An 18,479-nucleotide genomic window follows, 5' to 3' on the forward strand; every position below is an offset into this window, starting at 1 on the left:
GACCCAGGAGCTTGGCTCACCCGCCCTGCCGGTGCCGTCGTGAGCGGCACCACGGCACCCGGGGCGGAGCCCTTGGGCGAGGACGGTTGCAGCGTTCCGCTCAACGTGAGCATGCTCGTCGCTCCCGGCCTCCCGGTGCGGGTCGCCGCGTGCCTCGGCTACCACCGCGGCGACCCGTACGCGGTCCGGTTGGACTGCCACGTCGACTCAGCCGTGCCCGTGCGGTGGACCTTCGGCCGCGAGCTGCCCCGGGGGGGCTGCTCCCGCCCCTGCGGGAGCGGCGATGTGAGCGTGGAGCCCGGGCGGCCCGGCGACTCGGACCTGGTCATCACCTTGCGCGGCGCCGGCGGAGCGGCCCGGCTGCGCACCCCGCTCGCGCCGGTGCGGGAGTTCCTGGAGCGCACTCACCGCCTGGTGGCAGCGGGGACGGAATCCACGCACCTGCGGATCGACGAAGTCATCGACGTGCTGCTCGGCCGCACACCCCCTGATCGGATCTGACGGCCGATCGGAAAGCTCCCGCCCCCGCCGGGCCCGCCCCCGCGTCCGCCGGGCGAAGATCGCAGTGCCGGCTTCGGTCCCGGCGGCGGTGCTCCGGCTACTGCGGGCTCCACTGGAGGTGGAGGACGGCGAGGTCGTCGGTGTGACGGTGGGCGTTCAGGGTCTGGGCCCGTCTGATGAGCAGGTCGACGTGGGTGGCCGGGTCGGTCGGCGCGGCAGTGTTGATCAGGGCGAGCAGACCGTCGGTGCCGAGGCGCGCGCCGGTGCTGCCGTTGTGACCCTCGGTCAGGCCGTCGGTGTAGATGGTCAGGGCACCGGCCTCGGGAAGCGGGACGGTGGTGCTGGGCCAGTTCCGCAGGCCCGGCAGGATGCCCAGGGCGATGCCGTGGGCGGCACTCACCTCGACGGTGCCGCCCGGGCCGGTGAGCAGGGGTTCGTGGTGGCCGGCCAAGTGGACGGTGGCGGTGCCCCGCTGCTGGTCGAGGGTGAGCAGGGTGCAGGTGGCGAAGTACGACTCCCCGCCGCGTTCGGCGACCAGGACACGCTCCATCAGGTGCAGCAGGTCCGCGCCGCGATGGCCACCGAGGACGAGTGCGCGCCAGGACGCCCGCAGGAGCACGCCGAGCGCGGCGGCGTCGCGGCCGTGTCCGCTGACGTCGCCGACGACCGCGTGCAGGAGTCCGTCGTCTCCGACGACGACGTCGAGGAAGTCGCCACCGAGCAGCGCCATCGCGGTGCCGGGCAGGTAGCGGCTGGTCACCGTCACGGTGGAGGTGCCGAGGATGGGCGGCGGAAGGAGGCCGCGCTCCAGGCGGGCGTTCTCCTCGGCGCGCAGCCTGATGGTCTGGGCTTCGAGGGCGGTGCGTTCGGTGCGGCTGCGGTAGACGGCGTAGCGCAGGGTGCGGCGCAGGAGTTCGGGTTCGACCTTGCCCTTGACGAGGTAGTCCTGGGCGCCTGCCGCCATCGCGTCGGTGCCGGCCTTCTCCTCGGCCAGGCCGGTCAGCACGATGACGGCGTTGTGGGGGGCCAGTTCGCGAACGGCGGTGATGGCGGCGGTGCCGGCCGCGTCGGGCAGGTGGAGGTCGAGCAGGATGCAGTCGATCCGCTGGGTGGCAAGGATCTGTTTGGCGGCGGCGATGGTGGTGCTGACGGTGAGCTCGTGGTGCAGGCCGGTGTCGAGCAGGAGCTCCTCGACCAGGATCGCGTCGGCATCGTCGTCCTCGATCAGCAGCACCCGGTAGACCTGCTGGTCGTCAGCCGACCCGGACTGAGCGGTGGAGGTCATGGCGCTTGCCGCTCCGCTCCGGTTCCGGCGCGGACGGCCTCGGGCAGGGTGGAGGCGCCGGGAGTGTGCTGCGGTTCGGCGGCGAGGGTGAAGACGATGCGGGTGCCGTCGCGGTGGTCGGGGTCGACGGTGATGGTGCCGCCGTGGAACTCGACGATCTTCCTGCACATCGCCAGGCCGATGCCGCTGCCGCCGAACGCCTCCTTGGTGTGCAGGCGCTGGAAGATGACGAAGACCTTGTCGGCGAACTCCGGGGCGATGCCGATGCCGTTGTCGGTGATCGCGAGGCGCCACAGCGGGCCTTCGCGCTCCGCCGTGACGTGGATGCGCGGCTGCTCGCCGGGGCGGCGGAACTTCACCGCGTTGCCGATCAGGTTCTGGAAGAGCATGCCCATCTGGGTGGAGTCGGCGACCAGCGCGGGCAGCGGGTCGTGGGTAATGTCGGCGCCCGCCTCCTGGACGCTGACGCTGAGCGCGTCCAGGGCGCGCTCGAAGGTCTCCTCCAGGTCGACCTCGACGGTGGTGTGCAGGACCCGGCCGACGCGGGAGAAGTCGAGCAGGTCGTTGATCAGCGTCTGCATCCGGTTCGCGCCGTCGACGGCGAAGTCGATGTACTGGTCGGCCCGGGCGTCGAGTTGACCGCCGTACCGGCGCTGCAGCAGCTGGGTGAAGCTGGAGACCTTGCGCAGCGGCTCCTGGAGGTCGTGCGAGGCGACGTAGGCGAACTGCTCCAGCTCGGTGTTGGAGCGTTGGAGGTCGGCTGCCTGGGCGTCCAGGCGCACCCTCGCCTCCTCGGTGAAGGCGAGCTCGCGCACCAGGCGCCGCCGCATGAAGTCGATCTCCCCGCTCAGGCGCCGCAGGTCGGCCGGCCCGGTGGCGGTGATGGGGTGCTCGAAGTCGCCTACGGCGATCCGGCGCGCGTCCGAACCCAGTTGCTCAAGCGGCTGGTTGATGCCCCGGCGCAGGCCCTCGAAGACCAGCACGGTGAGCAGGGCGATGACCGCGGCGATGGCGGTGAAGATCCAGTTGCGCAGGTCGAAGGTCGACGTGAGGGCGTCGCGGGAGGCGGCACGGTCGGCGCGCAGGCGGTCCTGCTGGGCGGTCATCGCGGTGCGCACCGCGTCGAAGGAGGCCTGGCCGTCGGTGGACAGACTCGCGACCAGGGGGCTGGGTGCACCCGGGGGCTCGGCGGCGATCGGCCGGGCGACCTTCTCCTGCCAGGTGGCGATGGCCGCCTTCACCGCGGTCAGGTCTCCCAGGGCCTGGGCCTCGCCGGGCAGCAGTTCGGCGAGCCGGGCGGTGTAGGCGGCCTGGTCGGCCAGTCCTCGTCGGTAGGGCTCCAGGAAGTCGGGGTTGCCGGTCAGCCCGTAGCCGCGGATGCCGGTCTCCTGGTTGAGCATCGCCGCTTCCAGGCGGAACGAGGACGTCAGGGCGGGTGAGCGGGTGTCGACCAGCTCGACGCTGATGTTCTCGGTCCGCTGCAGCACCCACGCCCCGGTCAGGCCGAGCGCGGCCAGGACGGTCAGCGACAGGGCGACGCCGACGCGCAGCCAGCGCCTGGTCGTCCACGTGGACAGGGACCGCGTACGCGGCGGCCTGCGGTCGTCGTGCATCGTTGTTCGCCCCTCCGGATGGCGGCCCTCCTGTAGGGGACCAGCGCATACTGTAGAGGCATTGCGACAAGTGTTGTTGTCGAGGGTCGGATTGCGGCCTAAAGTACCGGTCATGCCCGGAAAGAACTTCGTGCTCCGCTCCACCCCGGAGGAGACGGCCGCCGTCGCGGAAGCGGCGGTGGCACGCCTCGCCCGGAGCCTCGTCCTGCAACTGCTGGAGGATCCCCCGGGGAGCAGGGGTACCGCACCCGCCCTGGGCGCGCTCCACATGCTGGACCAGCTCCAGCGGGCCGCCGAGCGTCTCCAGCGCGAGGCCGCGGTCACCGCGGCCCGTGCCGGGGCCGGCTATCCGCAGCTCGGCTCGGCCTGCGGGCTCACCCGCCAGGGTGCCCGGCTGCGCTGGCCGGGCATCTTCGACCATTCCGATGAAGCACCTACGGAGACCCTGATGATGATCAGCCCTGCTCGCGCGTTCGATGTCCTGCTGGTCGAGGACGACGCGGCCGACGCCATCCTCATCGAGGAGGCGCTCACCGAGCGAGGCGCCCGCAACCTCGTCCAGGTGACGGATGGACTCGCAGCCCTGGAGCACCTGCGCACCCCCGGCACGATCCGCCCCGACCTGATCGTGCTGGACCTCAACATGCCCCGGATGAACGGCCGGGACCTGCTGCGGGTGCTGAAGACCGACGAGGACCTGCGGACCATTCCCGTCGTCGTGCTCACCACTTCCTCCGCCCCCGACGATGTCAACGGCGCCTACAGCAGCCATGCCAACGCCTATGTCACCAAGCCCGTCAACCTCGTCGAGTTCGAGCAGGCGGTGCAGAGCATCGACGCCTTCTACCTCGACACCGCCACCCGCCCGCCCTGCGACTGACACCGCGCCGACCGACCGGGCCGCACTGGCAAGGTCACGCCGGGGTGCTGCCGCCCCGCAGTCGACGGACCATCGCCCCGGCCTGAAAGCGATTTTCACCATCCCTCTCACCCACGCGAAAAAGCCACAAATTCTTCACATGATTGAGGGGCATGGGCTTGTCGAGAGAGGGCATACGGGGGCAGACCATTACGCCGCTGGGGAGGACCGACATGACCGTGACGAGGGATCAGCTCCTGATGGCAGCGCCTGCCCCGACGGAGGACCGCGTACACGTCGCGCCGCCGCGCAGTCCGCGCGAGGTCGCGCCGGAGCTGGTGGAGCTCGGCGAGCTGACGGAGGTCGCGCCGAGCGACGCGCGGGACCTGACCCGGGTGCTGCTGGTGCGCCTCGCCGGTCTGGAGGAGGGCACCAGGGAGTACTCCTACGTGCGGGGCTCGCTGGTGGAGCTCAACCTCTCCCTGATCCGCTTCGCGCTGCGCCGCTTCGGGTCGCACCGGGAGAGCACGGAGGACCTGATGCAGGTCGGCGCGGTCGGTCTGATCAAGGCCATCGACCGCTTCGACGTCGAACGGGGCCTGGAGTTCACCACTTTCGCCATCCCCACCATCCTCGGCGAGCTGCGCCGGCACTTCAGGGACACGACCTGGGCCGTCCACGTGCCCCGTCGCCTCCAGGAACTGCGTCTGACCCTGGCCAAGGCCCAGGACGCACTCTCGCAGAACCTCGACCGGGCCCCGACGGTGGCCGAGCTGTCCGCGCACCTCGGACTCTCGCAGGAGGAGGTCATCGAGGGCCTGACCGCCTCCAACGCGCACAGCACCGACTCCCTCGACCTCCCCGCCGGGCCGGACGACGACGGCCCGGGTGCCCTCGCCGCCAAGCTCGGTGGCACCGACGAACGGCTGGGCCTGGTCGACAACCTCGTCTCCCTCCAGCCCCTGATCGCCGCCCTGCCCGAGCGCGACCGCCTGATCCTGTCGATGCGCTTCACCGAGGAACTGACGCAGTCCCAGATCGGCGAGCGCCTCGGTCTGTCACAGATGCACGTCTCCCGCGTCCTGACCCGCATCCTCAAGCAGTTGCGCCAATGCCTCGACGCGGCCTGAGAGCCGCCGAACCCACACGACGCGGGATGATCAGCCATCACCCGCCCGCCCACAGACCATCACCCACACGGTGAGAGGGTATGAGAATGCGGTCACACGACCAGCCGCCCGCCGGGGCCGGCACCATCGCCCTCGATGACGGCATCGGCATCGAACTGCGGCCCGGCGGCGACGGCGGCCTGGTCTGCCGCATCGCCGGCGACCTCGACATCGACTCGCTGGCGCCTGCCCAGGAAGCTCTCGCCGGGGCCCTGCGCGACAGCCGTCTCGTCGTCGTCGACCTCGCACAGGTGAGGTTCTGCGACTCCTCGGGACTGAACATGCTGCTGCTGGCCCGCACGAGCGCCCTCGCCGCCGGCACGGGGCTTCGGCTGGCGGCGGTGTCGCAACCCGTCCAGCGGCTGCTGGAGATCACCGGTGCCCACGCCGCGTTCGATCTGTATCCCACCGTCCGGGCCGCGCTCGAGGAGCTGTCGTGACGATCACCATCACTCCTGTGCGGGTTCTGACGGATCATGCCGTCCAGCCGCATCAACCGTGGCGCAGCGGGCAGGCGATGTGGCACGGACCGTCAACTCGAAGGGTCGACCGAATGAGCATCACCCGGCAGACCCTCGACGACCACCTGCCCGACACCTTGCTGACGCTGCCCCCCGGCGGCCAGCGGCGGTGCCTGGTGCTCGACGGGCAGCGCAAACCGGTCACCCGCGCACGGCAGTTCAGCGCCGGAGCTCTGGCCGACTGGTCGTGGCCCGGCGCCGACGACGTCGTGCTGCTGGTCGTCGAACTCGTCGCCAACGCCATGCTCCACGCCGACGGCCCCCAGGACCTCGTCCTCCACGCCACCGATACCCGCCTGCGCGTCGAGGTCACCGACGCCTCCCGGACCGCACCCGCGCCGCGCGAACCGCGCCAGCCGGCGACACCCGGCGGCCACGGCCTTCACATCGTGTCCACGATCTCCGACGGGTGGGGCACCAGCCCCCACCCGTCGGGCAAGACCGTCTGGGCCGAGATCGACGCTCCTCGCCCCTGACCGTCCGTCAGAGCGGGACCGTGCCGCCGATCCGTTGCGTGCTCTTGACGGCCGCGTAGGCCGTCCCCGTCCGTCCGGGTCGCCGACCTGCCGTAGGTAGGCACCGTGGCCACCCGGGCTGTGAGGGTACCGAGGGCTGTGCGGCGGGGACCGACCTGGCCGGGTACCGGGTGGAGGCGGCCGACGGCCACATCGGGAAGGTCGACAAGCACGCCGAGGTCGTCGACTCCGCGCACGTCGTGGTCGACACCGGCCCATGGTCTTCGGCCGCGAGGTGCTCCTCCCCACCGGCTTCCTCGGCCCCGTCGACGCGGCCGAGGAGCCGTTACCGCCGGCAGCCGGGCAGAACGGTTCACCCTGACGCAGGAGCATGACCCCAGCGATCACGGGAAAACGCAGCCCGCACCGGCCATCTGGGCCGCCAGTCACGGGAGTTCCCGCCATGCCGTTCGAATCGGTCGTCCACCCGATCACCGGAGTGCTCATCGGCCCGCTGGCACCGGTTCGCTTCACGGCACGAATCGAGTACCAACGCAGTGACCCCTTCGCGGTCCGCATGCTCTTCGGCCCCGAGCTCACCTTCGACAGCACCCCGGTGGCGTGGACGTTCGCCCGCCAACTCCTCAGCGACGGGCTGTCCCGCCGTGCGGGCCACGGAGACGTCAGGGTGAGCCCGTACGGAGCGGCACGGACCACCATCGAACTGCGCGACCACAACGGCTGCGCCCTCCTGGTACTGCACACCCAGGAACTGGAGGCTTTCCTGAACGAGGCCGAAACTCTGGTGGCGACCGGCTCGGAAGAGCAACTGATCTCCTGGGACGCCGAACTCGCTGCGCTCGTCCGCGACGCCGTCTGACGGCCCGGCCGCGCCGTCGGCCACGTCTCCCCCACCGGCGCGGCGCTCACGCCCTCGCCCCCGATGCCAGGCCCGCCACCCGTACCCCGCCCGGCCACTGCGTCACCTGGCCCCGAAGCGGGATCCCGGCTGCGGCGGCGCCGGCCCCGATCCGTATCTGCCGTGACGTCGGGGCCGGCGATCGCGGCGCTGTGAAGCCGGGGCGCAGTCCCAGCGAGGTCGGGTTGCCGACGCCGATCACGGGCGACAACGGGCGGGAGAGCCGGTTCTGACGGGTCGTCCGGCGCGGATCCACCGCGATCAGCGGAATCAGCTACCTGTCCGCACCCATCCGCGGGCACAGGGCAGCCTCGGGCAGCGCGGGTGCTACTGACGCTCCTCCAGGCGGACGGCCTTGCGCAGGTCCTCACGCGCCTGCCCGCCCTCACCCTCCTGCTGCTCCAGCATCGCCCGGGCGATCGCGTCCAGCTTGCGCTGGATCGCGTGCTCGGCCCGACGCTCGGAGTTCTTCAGCATGGCCAGCAGCAACAGCGTCACCGCCGCCATCGAGTCACCCACCAGCAACTGCCACTCGCTCGAAAGGCCCACCACGTGCACCACGACAAACCCGGCCACCAGGCAGACGCACAAGCCTGCGAACAGTGGCGAACTCGTGAAGTTCGACGCCAGCTCGGCGAACTGCTCGAACCGCCCCCGCCGACCGTCATCGCGCCTACGTGCAGGATGCTCCAGCGTCACGTTCTCACGTCCTCACGGCCTCGTTCGTATCCAGACCGGCAGCAGCCGGTGCTTTCGTCCTGCTCGCCCCAGACGCCCAAGCACGCCAGCCGGGGCGCCGACACGCCCAGATCACCCGCGGCATCCGGCCGCTGCCTTCGGTGTGCGGCTACCCGGATCCGGCAGCCGCACGCCGAAGGGACCACGCGGCCGACCACCCACCGCACCCGCGTGTGGATCCTGCGACCACGACGACGGCAGACTCCCAGCCTCGACCCGCCGACTCCGACGACGTCGGCCCGCAAGGCTTCGCCCGGCGTGATGGCAGGGGGGGTTCCGCCGGTGGCGTTGACGATCTCGCCGGTGATGTAGGAGGCGGCGTCGGAGGCGAGGAACACGTAGGCGGGCGCCATCTCGGCCGGTTGCGCGGGCCGGCCAAGCGGTGACTGCCTTCCGAACTGCGTCGCATCGGGCATCGTCGCCGGGATCAGCGGGGTCCAGACCGGACCCGGCGCCACGGCGTTGGCCCGGATTCCGCGCTCGGCGAGCATCTGGGCGAGGTTGTGGGTGGTGAGCCGGAACATGCCGTAGAGGTTGGTCTTCATCACCCGGTCGAACTGCTCGGTGGTGATCGCCTCGATCCCGTCCGGCTGCGCCATCTGGTAGGCGGCGTTGTTGACGAGCAGGTCGAGGCCGCCCAGTTCGCTCGCGGCCTTGTCGACGAAGGTGCACTCGCAGGGTCGCGCAGGGTGTGGCCCCTGGCCGCGTCGTACGCCCACGCCTTCGTCCGGCAGATCCCGCTCGGCGGGCTCCGGTTCGGTGGGACGGAGGAAGTCGACGATCTGGAACCGGGCCGGGCCTGCGGGATGCGCTTGTCGGCTCAGGGGGACGGCGGGTGGGCGTCGATCTCGGCCCATACGGTTTTCCCCCAGGGTTGAGGGGTGGCGCCCCAGCGGCGGCAGGTGCGGGAGACGATGAACAGACCGTGTCCGCCGGGCCTGGCCGGGTGGTGCGGTTCGCGCGGGGCGGGCAGGAGCGCCGAGGCGTCGTTGACCTCGATCCGCAGCCGCTTGCTGTTGGCGTCCAGGAGGAGGTCGATCGGGCCGCCGCCGTGCAGCGTCGCGTTGGCGACGAGTTCGGCGACCAGCAGCAGAACGTCGTCCAGATCCGGCCAGCCCCAGTCGACGAGGGCCGTGCGGGTGAAACTCCGGGACGCGCCGACCGGCCGCTGACGACCTGTGAGAGCCATCCGGCGGCGTTGGCTGCCCGGGGGAAGGACGGGCAGAGGGTGTCCGGGGCGGTGGCCGTTGGCTCGCTCCCGGGGGGCGTTCATACGGTCAGCCCTTCGCAGCGGAGGTCGTTCACGGACTGTACGCCTGCTTGCTGTGACACGCCTGATACGGGTGGGCATGGTGTCGCCACCGTGCCGGTCTCGACGTCGCCAAGACTCATGTGGTGCGGGCGAGGGCGGCCGGCACGGTGGGGTAGAGGTCGAATGCCGCTTCGGCTCCCGTGAGTTCCAGCAGCCGTCGCACCGGCTGGGATATCGAGGCCAGGCGCAGCTGGGCGCCGGCGGCGAGGGCGTTCGCGCGGATCTGCAGGAGCAGGTTGAGGCCGGAGGAGTCGCAGAAGGTGACGTGTTCGAGGTCGGCGACCACGACCTGGTTGTCCCAGAAGGCCCGTTCGAGTGCGTCCTTGGCCGGCCCGAGGGTATCGACGTCCAGGTCGCCAGTGAGGGTGACCAGGGTGTAGTCGGGAGCTGGGCGCGCTTCGACGTGGATGTCGTCGGTGTCACCGGGGGCTTGTGCGTCGAGCGGGAGAGGGTGTTCGTACCCGGGCATGGTCATCCCCTTGTGGAACGTCGTCAGTCCGGGGCGCGGCCGGGCGGCGGTCGTCGGCCGCAGGCCCGGGGTGAACGGTCAGGCCGCTTCCAGGCCCACCCGCAGCCGGGTGAGGATGCGGGCCAGCAGACGGGAGACGTGCATCTGGGAGAGCCCGAGGTGCTCGCCGATCTGGGACTGCGTCATCTCGTGGGTGAAGCGCAGCGACAGGATGAGGCGGTCCCGCTCGGGCAGGGTCGCGATCAGGGGCCGGAGCGAGACGAGGTTCTCGATCAGGCCGAACCGGTCGTCGGTCTTGCCGAAGCGGGCGGCGAGCGCGCCCGGGCCCTCGTCGTCCTCGCTCGCAGGCTGGTTCAGGGAGTCGGTGGTGTGGGCGTTGGCAGCGTTCAGCCCCTCCACGACCTCCTCCTGTGAGAGGCCGACGTGAGCGGCGAGTTCGGCCACGGTCGGCGAGCGGTCGAGCCGTTGGGAGAGCGCGTCCTGAGCCTTCGCGAGGGTCAGGCGCAGCTCTTGGAGGCGCCGGGGGACGTGGACGGCCCAGGTGCTGTCGCGGAAGTGCCGGCGGATCTCACCGAGGATGGTGGGGATCGCGAAGGTGCTGAACTCCACGCCGTGCTCAGGGTCGAAGCGGTCGATGGCCTTGATCAGCCCGACCGCGCCGACCTGCATCAGGTCCTCCGTGGGCTCGCGGTGCGAGCCGAAGCGGGGCAGCACGAACCGCACCAGCGACAGGTTGAGCTCGACCAGGCAGCCGCGGACGTAGGAGTACTCGCGGGTGCCCTCCTCCAGTGCGGCGAGCCGCACCAGCAGGACCCGGCTCATGTCCCGTGCGTCGGTGGGAGCTACCGCCCGCAGCTTCTCGATCCCCTCCAGCTCGGGCGCAACGTCGAAGGACCGCACTGGACGAACGGCCTCCACCTCACCGGTTACGCACGCGTCCTGGCGGAGTTCGTCACTGGCCACAGCCATGTCGGTCCCTTCGCTCGAGCAGTACGGTCCGCACCCGACTACCCCCGATTTTCGATTGCACTCCCCCTCATTGCGTACACATCTATGGCGCGGGTGACTGTGCCCCACCGAGTCGGTGAGGCCGCCGACATCGGTCTCGGCCGTGCCGCTTCCTTCCGCGAGGGCTTTCTGGAGTTCGTCGCGGGTCATCGTGGAGGGGTGGGCGATGCCCGGGGCGGTGGCCCGCTGGTGGAGCTCGGCCTTGGTGAGGGCGCCCAGGTCCTCCTTCTCGCGCAGCGGCGCGGCGGTGCGCTTCTTGCCGGTGGCGTCGGACCCCCTTGATCCGGCCCACCCGCACACCACCGGCACACGGCGGGCCGCGTCCCGCTCTGCCGGTGCCGCGCGGCCACGTATCGGCCGACGGGCCCCGGGCGAAGCTGCGCCCGCTGGAGTGATCACCACGTGGGCCGGCGCGTACCTGGCCCGCTTCGGGGTAGGCGGACCCGGATACCGGGTTGCCTACGCACGTCTCGGAGGGTCGGCTGGTGGCCGTCGTGGTCTCGCGAGTCCTTCCTGAGGCCAGGCTCACCGGGCTTCGGGTCCGTGCTCCCGGCAGGGCGGCAGAACCGCGAAGGCCTGTCCGCCTGGGCCTGAGCAGACCCTCTACAGTGTCGAGGCCGATGTGGCCGGGATCAAGGAGCACACAGCGATGAACAGCCAGCCCTGGCACGAGGGTGTCCGCCCGAGTGAACCAGGCTCGATCCGCCGCAGGAACAACGTCACGGTCACCGGCCGTGCGGACGGGCCGGTGCTGCTGCTGGCTCACGGGTTCGGGTGTGACCAGAACATGTGGCGCCTGGTCGTTCCCGCGCTGGCCGAGCACTACCGGGTCGTGCTCTTCGACTACGTGGGCTCGGGCCGCTCCGCCCACGGCACCTGGAGCGAGGAACGCTACAGCTCCCTGGAGGGCTACGCCGCGGACGTGCTGGAGGTCTGCGAGGCGCTGGACCTGCGGGAGGTGACCTTCGTGGGGCACTCGGTCAGCGCCATGGTCGGCGTCCTGGCGGCCGCGCGGGCGCCGCAGTACTTCTCCCGCCTGGCCATGGTGGCACCCTCGCCCCGCTACATCGACGACGCCGGGTACCAGGGCGGGTTCAGCGCCGAGGACATCGACGAGCTGCTGGAGTCCCTGGACGCGAACTACCTGGGCTGGTCGGCGGCGATGGCACCGGTGATCATGGGCAACGCGGACCGGCCGGAGCTCGGCGAGGAGCTGACCGCCTCGTTCTGCGCGACCGACCCGGACATGGCCCGGGTGTTCGCCCGCACCACGTTCCTGTCCGACAGCCGCCAGGACCTGAAGACGGTGGCGGTACCGACGCTGGTGCTGGAGGGCCGCCAGGACGCGATCGCCCCGCGCGAGGTCGGGGCCTACGTCCACGCCGCGATTCCCGGAAGCCGGCTGGTCACCCTGGAGGCGACGGGGCACTGCCCGCAGCTGAGCGCCCCCGAGGCCACCGCCGCAGCGATCCTGGACTTCGCGGGGGCCGGCCGATGATGTGCCGCACCGACGAGATCCAGGACCCCGACGGGGACCCGGACACCAGCGCCACCGACACCGCATTCACCTCGCTGCTGGAGGACAGTGCGGAGGAACTGTACGACCAGGCTCCGTGCGGCTACCTGTCGACGCTGATGGACGGCACCATCGCCAAGATCAACGCCACCCTGCTGGCATGGCTCGGCCTGGAGCGGTCCCAGGTGGTGGGCCGGATGAGGTTCACCGACCTCCTCGGCGTGGGCGGCAGGATCTACCACGAAACGCACTTCGCCCCGCTGCTCCGCATGAAGGGCGAGATCAACGGCATCGCCCTGGAGATCAAGGCCGCCGACGGGCAGCGGATGCCCGTGCTGGTCACCTCGAAGGTGAAGACCACCGCGGACGGCGAACCACTGCTGGTCCGCACCACCGTCTTCGACGCCCGCGACCGCCGCGCCTACGAGAGCGAACTGCTGCACGGCCGGAAGGCGGCCGAGGAAGCACGCCGGCAGGCCGAGGCCGACCGGGCACGCCTGCAGGAAGCCCTGGCCGTCCTGCAGCAGAGCCTGCTGCCCGCCACGCTGCCCGCCGTCCCCGGCCTGGAAGCCGCCTCGTACTACAACACGGCCTCACCGGACCTGCTCGGCGGAGACTTCTACGACCTGTTCCCCGTGGACGCCGGGCGGTGGGCTTTCTTCCTCGGCGACGTGTGCGGCAAGGGCCCCCAAGCCGCCGCGGTCACCTCGCTGACCCGCTACACACTGCGCGCGGCCGCTCTCCACGAACCCGACCCGCTCAGAGTGCTGAGCACCCTGAACACCGTGCTGCACGAGCGGTACACCAGCGGCGACACCCGCTACTGCACCGCCGTCTTCGGCGTCCTGCAACCGAACGGCGACAGCGTCGACGTCCACCTGGCCTCCGGCGGCCACCCTTCCGCGCTCGTCCAGCGCGCCAACGGCCGCACCGGCTACCTGCCCACCCCCGGCGGCATGCTCGTCGGCGTCCTGCCCGACGCCGAGTTCACCGCCGCACACACCCGACTGCACCCCGGCGACACCCTGCTCCTCTACACCGACGGCCTCACCGAGGCCCGCGTCGGACCCGAGCGCGCCCTCTACGGCGAGGACGCGCTGCTCGCCTTCACCGCGGGCCTGCCCGCCGCCGGACCCCAGGCCCTGATCGGCGCCCTGACCGGACTGATCACAGGATTCGGCGACGGCCTCGACGACGACACCGCGCTGCTCGCCCTCGGCGCTCCCACCCCGCCCACCACCGCCCTTCCCACCTCCGCGAGTGAAGACCTGACATGAGTTCGCTGACGATCACCATCACAGACGCAGCCACCGGTCCCGTCCTGGGGATCACCGGTGACCTCGACTACGAGACGGCACCCCGACTCCGCCAGGCCGTGGCGGACATCGCCCTCACGGGCGGTCAGCTTCTGGTCCTGGACCTGGCCGGCCTGAAGTTCTGCGACTCCAGCGGTATCACCGCCCTGCTCGCCGCCCGCAACCTCGCCACCGAGAAGGAGGTGGCCATCGCGATCGCCGCGGTCCCCGACAACACCCTTCGCATCCTGCGGATCGTCGGCCTGGACCGCGTCTTCACCCTGCACCCCGACGCGGCGACAGCCATCGCCTCCAGCTCACCGGCCGGGTGACCAACCGGGCCCACCTCCTCCGGGCTTCCTCGACGGCGCTACCGGAAACGCCTGGAGGAGCGGACCCGGAACGGTTCACGGCAGGTGCCGCGACGCACAGGTGCCGGGTACGGGCCGCCGGCGCACCCGTACGCCCGCGTGCCGCGCCCCGGCCGGACAGTACCCACGCTCCGGCGTGATCCGGCCGAAGGCCGGCCGGTCAGCTGTCGAGGACACCGACGTCGAAGGCGATGACGAGCAGGGTCAGGAGTCCTCGGACCGGCGTCGGCGGTCAGCGGTTGCGGATGACCAACGAGGTGTTCAGCGCACCGGCGAACCCGGTCCACCCGGCGTACGGCACCAGGGCGGCGCCGGCCACCGGGTCCACGCGGCGGACCCGGTCGGTCAGCGCCAGGTTCACCCCTTGGAGCACGACGAGCTCGGCCAGGGCCAGGCGCGGGCGGCGGGCCCGGAAGAACAGCCAGTTCCACCCGGCGTTCAGTGCCAGGTCGGCTCCGAGGAGCAGCGCGAGCCGGGTGCGCTCGGGGCCGGTCGTGCGTACCAGGGCGCGGCCGCCGGCGACGGCGATCAGGCCGTACAGGGCCGTCCAGGTGATGCCGAAGGCAGGCGGTGGCGGCTGCCAGGCGGGCTTGTCGAGGTTGCGGTACCAGGAGCTGTCGGTGTCCACTCCGGCCGCGCCGACGGCGGCGGTCGCCGCCACCGCGGCGGCGACGACCGCCCGGATGCTCCGGTTGCTGCTCATCGTGTGCCTCCTGCACCTCGGGGATCTGAACGGGCGGGGTCCGCGCGCACCGGCCGGCCCTCGCACCGGTGCGCGCCGGGCCTGCTGCGGCCGGTCAGTCGCGGGCGCTGGGGACCTTTAGCGGGTCGCGCGGGGCGGTCGGCTTGGCGGCATCGAGCTCTCCGCCGAGTTCGGTGAGGCGGTTGCGGCCCATGGCCTTGCGGACCTCGGGGAACCAGTCCTTCTCCTCTTCCTCGACGTGGTGGCGCACGTTCTCCATCAGCACCGTCATCTTGGCGTCGAAGCGCTCGTCCTTCGGGTCCATCCCCGCGAGCTCGGAGAGCAGCCACAGCATCACGTGGTGCTCCTCGACGCCTTCCAGCACGTCGTCACCGGTGTCGGGGGCGGCCTCGCGGGCGGCCGGGTAGAAGATCTTCTCCTCGATCCAGGTGTGGATCGTGAGCTCCTCGATCACCTTGTCGGCGATGTCCCGCTTGTGCTTGTAGGCGGTGTCGCCGGCCTTCTCGAACTCCTTGAACAGCTTCTCCACCGTCTTGTGGTCTTCCTTGAGCAGCACGATCGCGTCCACGGGAAATCTCCTCATCAGCGGTAGGGATACGGGTGGGTGAAGCACCGTCAGGCGGCTGAACGGTTGGACAGCCCTCGCCTGGTGGCAGGGCTCAGACAGCACCGGCCGGGGGGAACCTGTCCCAGGCCCGGTGAGCGCCGAGAAGGCGCACCAGGGCGGTGACGAGCTCGGAGGTGTCGTCGGTGGTGACGATGCCGGGTGCCTGGTAGTCGATGGCGGCCGACACCCACACGGGGAGCGCGGCGCCGGTGCCGGCCAGCGGCTTCGCGTGCCGGTACGCCTCGCTCACCAACAGGGCGATCCTGGAGTCCACGCTGTCGGCTGCGGCGGGTGGGGCGGACTTCGCGTCGCGCGCTCCCAGGTCGTCGGCTCCGGGAGCGGGCGCGGCAAGGACCACGAGGGCGTCGAACTCCACCGAGCGGGTGGCGGCGAAGGTGCGCTGCACCGGGACGTCGTCAGCCAGGGCCGCGCCGGTGGGGCCGATGAGCAGGGCGGTCATCCCGGCCGCCCGGACGGCGTCGCGGGCCTCGCGCACACGGTCGAGGTCACCGGCGGGGTCGACGACGATGCCGACCACCCTGCCCTCGACCGGCCAGGCGGCACCGGTCAGCTGGGACAGGGCCGGGCTCGGCTCGACGTCGGCGAGTTGCCCGGACCGTTGCGGGGCGGGCAGGCCCAGGCCCTGGGCGACCTCGGCACACAGGCGGGGGTCGATGTTGGCGAGGACCTGGAGGGTGCGTTCCTTGATCGCCTGCTCGTAGACCTTGGAGAGTTCGAAGGTGTAGGCGGCGACGACGTGCTGCTGCTCGGTGGGGGTGAGGCTGAGCCAGAACAGCCGGGGCTGGCTGAAGTGGTCCGCGAACGAGGCCGGAGCCTCGCGGACCTTCGCGGCGGCGACCACCGGAGCGGGGAATTCGACGTAGCCGCCGTCGGAGGCGCCGGCGAAGAACGGACAGCCACCGTCCAGAGAGTTCGGCTTGTACGGGGCGACGCCGGGGTGCACGGCGTCCTGGTGGAAGCCGTCGCGAAGCATGTCGTTGACCGGCGCGTGGGTGCGGTTGACCGGGATCTGCGCGAAGTTCGGGCCGCCGAGGCGGGTGATCTGGGTGTCGAGGTAGGAGAACAGCCGCCCCGCCAGCAGCGGGTCGTCCGTGACGTCGATCCCGGGCACGAGGTGGCCTGGGTGGAAGGCCCCCTGCTCGGTCTCGGCGAAGTAGTTTGTCGGGTTGGCCGTCAGGGTCATCAGGCCGATCGGCTGGACCGGGGCGAGTTCCTCGGGGACGAGCTTGGTCGGATCGAGCAGGTCGATTCCGTAGCAGGTCTGGTCATCGGTGTCAGGGAAGACCTGGATGCCGAGCTCCCACTGCGGGAAGGCACCGGACTCGATGGCGTCGGCCAGGTCGCGGCGGTGGAAGTCAGGGTCCGTCCCGTTGATCAGCTGGGCCTCCTCCCAGACCAGCGAGTGCACGCCGGCCTTCGGCTTCCAGTGGAACTTCACCAGGCTGGAGGCGCCTTCGGCGTTGACGAGGCGGAAGGTGTGGACGCCGAAGCCCTCCATCGTCCGGTAGGAGCGCGGGATTCCCCGGTCGGACATGTTCCACAGGGTGTGGTGGGTGGCCTCGGTGTGCAGGGAGACGAAGTCCCAGAAGGTGTCGTGGGCGGACTGCGCCTGCGGGATCTCCCGGTCGGGGTGCGGCTTGCCGGCGTGGATGACGTCGGGGAACTTGATCGCGTCCTGGATGAAGAACACCGGGATGTTGTTGCCGACCAGGTCGCAGACACCCTCGCCGGTGTCGAACTTCGTCGCGAAGCCGCGGGTGTCGCGCACCGTGTCGGCCGAGCCGCGCGAGCCCAGCACGGTGGAGAAGCGCACGAACACCGGCGTCTCCACCCCCTCGCCCAGGAACGCCGCCCGGCACACCGCGAGCGCGGTCCCGTACCCCCGGAACACACCGTGCGCGGCGGCACCCCGGGCGTGCACCACCCGCTCGGGGATCCGCTCGTGGTCGAAGTGGGTGATCTTCTCCCGCAGATGATGGTCCATCAGCAGCACCGGCCCGCGCGGCCCGGCCTTCAGCGAGTGGTCACCGTCCGCCACCCGCCGGCCCTGAGCCGTCGTCAGGAAACCGCCGTCCTGCGCCCGAACGTCGTCACCCGCACCGGTGCGGCCGGTCGCGGACACTGCGCGTGGGGCGGACTGGTCCGCCTTGGGCGGCAGCGGCTCTTGTGGCTCGGTCGGCTCGGCCCCCGTCGGGGGCACCGGGCCAGGTGCTCCCGGCACGTCGGGACTGTCTCGGTCCTTCGACCGGTCGAACGCTTCTGCCACAGCGTCGACGACCTTCTGGACGGAGTGCGACTTGTCCATCATTTCCTCCGGATCAGCAGCCCTGGGCCAAGGAGGGGCCGGTAGGGCTGACCTCCTTCTACGCATCGTGTGCGTGCCCGTCGTGGACCTGAGACTGATCGCCTGCCCCGGGAAGTCGGCAGTACACGCTCCGAGACGGACACGAACGTGGCACTCGATGCAGACCCGGGCGCCGCGTCCACCCCGCGAGCCGCCGGCACGCGGCGCCATACGGGCGCACCTGCCCCCCGGGGGGGACACAGCGGCGGGCCGCCCCCATCCGGAGCGGCCCGCCGTCCCACCTCCGGCGGTCAGAGGGCGCTGCCGCCGCGGTAGCCGTCGGTGTAGTAGTCGCTCACCTGGGCGAGATACTGCGGATCGTCGGTGTGCTTGTCCTTGTCGAACTCCGGGGAGTTCTTGATCTCGTCCTTGGTGCGGCCGATCCACACCGTCTCCTCGGCCGCGTCGACCCGGGTAATGGTGCCGGCCGGCAGGAGTACCTCACGACCGAAGATCCACGGGCCGGTGTCCACCACGATGTGCGAGGAGTCGACGTCCTCGGTGTGCTTGTCGACCTTCCCGATGTGGCCGTCGGTGGCCTCCACCCGGTACCCGGTCAGATTGCTGCCCGCCGCGTAGCCCTCGGTGCTCTCGTAGCCCCACAGTCCGCTGGTCACAACTGCCTCCTCAACGCTTCGGTGTCGCTCTGACAGCCCGTCGGCTACCCCCGCATCCGGAACGCATGCATACGACTCTCCCAGCAGCCCGGTAACGCGCCGGGCCCGGCATGGCAACTGAGCAGGCAAGCAAGGCTGTTGGCGATGGATCGCAGG

19 protein-coding genes and 1 pseudogene are annotated in these 18,479 nt (G+C 71.0%); 9 read left to right on the forward strand and 11 right to left on the reverse strand.

The genetic code is table 11. The features are described 5' to 3' along the window. Positions 1-111 precede the first annotated feature (111 nt). Positions 112-501, forward strand: a complete 390-nt coding sequence (locus ACIRPK_RS33480; protein ID WP_403045857.1) for an SsgA family sporulation/cell division regulator — start codon at positions 112-114, stop codon at positions 499-501. Positions 502-598: 97 nt separating this feature from the next. Here the strand turns inward: ACIRPK_RS33480 and ACIRPK_RS33485 are convergent, their stop codons facing one another. Together ACIRPK_RS33485 and ACIRPK_RS33490 are read right to left on the reverse strand one after the other, a co-directional pair. Continuing rightward, positions 599-1,786: a PP2C family protein-serine/threonine phosphatase gene (locus ACIRPK_RS33485; RefSeq protein ID WP_403045792.1), complete on the reverse strand. Its 1,188-nt coding sequence runs from the start codon at positions 1,784-1,786 to the stop codon at positions 599-601. Then, positions 1,783-3,399 (reverse strand): ATP-binding protein, encoded by a 1,617-nt coding sequence (locus ACIRPK_RS33490; protein ID WP_403045794.1) that lies wholly within the window; start codon positions 3,397-3,399, stop codon positions 1,783-1,785. The genes ACIRPK_RS33485 and ACIRPK_RS33490 overlap by 4 nt, the downstream gene beginning before the upstream one ends. A gap of 112 nt (positions 3,400-3,511) precedes the next feature. Between ACIRPK_RS33490 and ACIRPK_RS33495 the strand changes: the two genes are divergently transcribed. The 5 genes from ACIRPK_RS33495 to ACIRPK_RS33515 all read left to right on the forward strand — a co-directional run bounded on the left by ACIRPK_RS33495 (position 3,512) and on the right by ACIRPK_RS33515 (position 7,283). Next, positions 3,512-4,279, forward strand: coding sequence for a response regulator (locus ACIRPK_RS33495; protein WP_403045797.1), 768 nt, complete (start codon positions 3,512-3,514; stop codon positions 4,277-4,279). 239 nt (positions 4,280-4,518) lie between these two features. Continuing rightward, entirely contained in the window at positions 4,519-5,388 is an 870-nt protein-coding gene (locus tag ACIRPK_RS33500) for a SigB/SigF/SigG family RNA polymerase sigma factor (RefSeq protein ID WP_403045800.1), read from the forward strand. 86 nt (positions 5,389-5,474) lie between these two features. Next, on the forward strand, positions 5,475-5,867 hold the full coding sequence (locus ACIRPK_RS33505) for an STAS domain-containing protein (RefSeq protein WP_403045803.1): 393 nt from the start codon (positions 5,475-5,477) through the stop codon (positions 5,865-5,867). Further along, complete coding sequence (locus tag ACIRPK_RS33510; RefSeq protein WP_403045806.1) at positions 5,864-6,424, forward strand: ATP-binding protein; 561 nt, start codon at positions 5,864-5,866, stop codon at positions 6,422-6,424. Before ACIRPK_RS33505 ends, ACIRPK_RS33510 begins: the two co-directional genes overlap by 4 nt. A gap of 442 nt (positions 6,425-6,866) precedes the next feature. After that, complete coding sequence (locus tag ACIRPK_RS33515; RefSeq protein ID WP_403045808.1) at positions 6,867-7,283, forward strand: SsgA family sporulation/cell division regulator; 417 nt, start codon at positions 6,867-6,869, stop codon at positions 7,281-7,283. A 366-nt stretch (positions 7,284-7,649) separates the two neighbouring features. Here the strand turns inward: ACIRPK_RS33515 and ACIRPK_RS33520 are convergent, their stop codons facing one another. The 5 genes and pseudogenes from ACIRPK_RS33520 to ACIRPK_RS33540 form a co-directional block, all read right to left on the reverse strand. After that, entirely contained in the window at positions 7,650-8,021 is a 372-nt protein-coding gene (locus tag ACIRPK_RS33520) for a low affinity iron permease family protein (protein ID WP_403045811.1), read from the reverse strand. A gap of 308 nt (positions 8,022-8,329) precedes the next feature. Beyond that, positions 8,330-8,722 (reverse strand): annotated as a pseudogene (locus ACIRPK_RS33525) (SDR family oxidoreductase); the annotation flags it as partial. A 158-nt stretch (positions 8,723-8,880) separates the two neighbouring features. After that, positions 8,881-9,249 carry an ATP-binding protein gene (locus ACIRPK_RS33530; RefSeq protein ID WP_403045814.1) on the reverse strand — a complete coding sequence of 123 codons (369 nt, stop codon included), beginning with the start codon at positions 9,247-9,249 and terminating at the stop codon, positions 8,881-8,883. A gap of 199 nt (positions 9,250-9,448) precedes the next feature. Next, positions 9,449-9,841: an STAS domain-containing protein gene (locus ACIRPK_RS33535; RefSeq protein ID WP_403045817.1), complete on the reverse strand. Its 393-nt coding sequence runs from the start codon at positions 9,839-9,841 to the stop codon at positions 9,449-9,451. Between the two features lie 78 nt (positions 9,842-9,919). Beyond that, entirely contained in the window at positions 9,920-10,810 is an 891-nt protein-coding gene (locus ACIRPK_RS33540; protein WP_403045819.1) for a SigB/SigF/SigG family RNA polymerase sigma factor, read from the reverse strand. A gap of 688 nt (positions 10,811-11,498) precedes the next feature. Between ACIRPK_RS33540 and ACIRPK_RS33545 the strand changes: the two genes are divergently transcribed. Genes ACIRPK_RS33545 through ACIRPK_RS33555 form a run of 3 tightly spaced genes read left to right on the forward strand, consistent with a single transcriptional unit; the run spans position 11,499 to position 13,992 of the window. Continuing rightward, positions 11,499-12,347 (forward strand): alpha/beta fold hydrolase, encoded by an 849-nt coding sequence (locus ACIRPK_RS33545; protein WP_403045822.1) that lies wholly within the window; start codon positions 11,499-11,501, stop codon positions 12,345-12,347. Then, a complete protein-coding gene (locus ACIRPK_RS33550; protein ID WP_403045824.1) occupies positions 12,344-13,642 on the forward strand; it encodes a PP2C family protein-serine/threonine phosphatase in 1,299 nt (432 codons plus the stop codon). The genes ACIRPK_RS33545 and ACIRPK_RS33550 overlap by 4 nt, the downstream gene beginning before the upstream one ends. After that, positions 13,639-13,992, forward strand: a complete 354-nt coding sequence (locus ACIRPK_RS33555) for an STAS domain-containing protein (RefSeq protein ID WP_403045827.1) — start codon at positions 13,639-13,641, stop codon at positions 13,990-13,992. The genes ACIRPK_RS33550 and ACIRPK_RS33555 overlap by 4 nt, the downstream gene beginning before the upstream one ends. Positions 13,993-14,263: 271 nt before the next feature. On the opposite strand, the gene ACIRPK_RS33560 is transcribed toward ACIRPK_RS33555, so the two are convergent. The 4 genes from ACIRPK_RS33560 to ACIRPK_RS33575 all read right to left on the reverse strand — a co-directional run bounded on the left by ACIRPK_RS33560 (position 14,264) and on the right by ACIRPK_RS33575 (position 18,323). After that, positions 14,264-14,734, reverse strand: a complete 471-nt coding sequence (locus ACIRPK_RS33560; protein ID WP_403045829.1) for a TspO/MBR family protein — start codon at positions 14,732-14,734, stop codon at positions 14,264-14,266. Between the two features lie 94 nt (positions 14,735-14,828). Continuing rightward, entirely contained in the window at positions 14,829-15,302 is a 474-nt protein-coding gene (locus ACIRPK_RS33565; protein ID WP_403045832.1) for a hemerythrin domain-containing protein, read from the reverse strand. Positions 15,303-15,393: 91 nt separating this feature from the next. Beyond that, complete coding sequence (locus ACIRPK_RS33570; protein ID WP_403045860.1) at positions 15,394-17,667, reverse strand: catalase; 2,274 nt, start codon at positions 17,665-17,667, stop codon at positions 15,394-15,396. Between the two features lie 290 nt (positions 17,668-17,957). Beyond that, on the reverse strand, positions 17,958-18,323 hold the full coding sequence (locus tag ACIRPK_RS33575) for a PRC-barrel domain containing protein (RefSeq protein WP_403045835.1): 366 nt from the start codon (positions 18,321-18,323) through the stop codon (positions 17,958-17,960). Between the last annotated feature and the right edge of the window lie 156 nt (positions 18,324-18,479).

This window comes from Kitasatospora sp. NPDC101801 (assembly GCF_044766665.1).
Lineage (GTDB): Bacteria > Actinomycetota > Actinomycetes > Streptomycetales > Streptomycetaceae > Kitasatospora.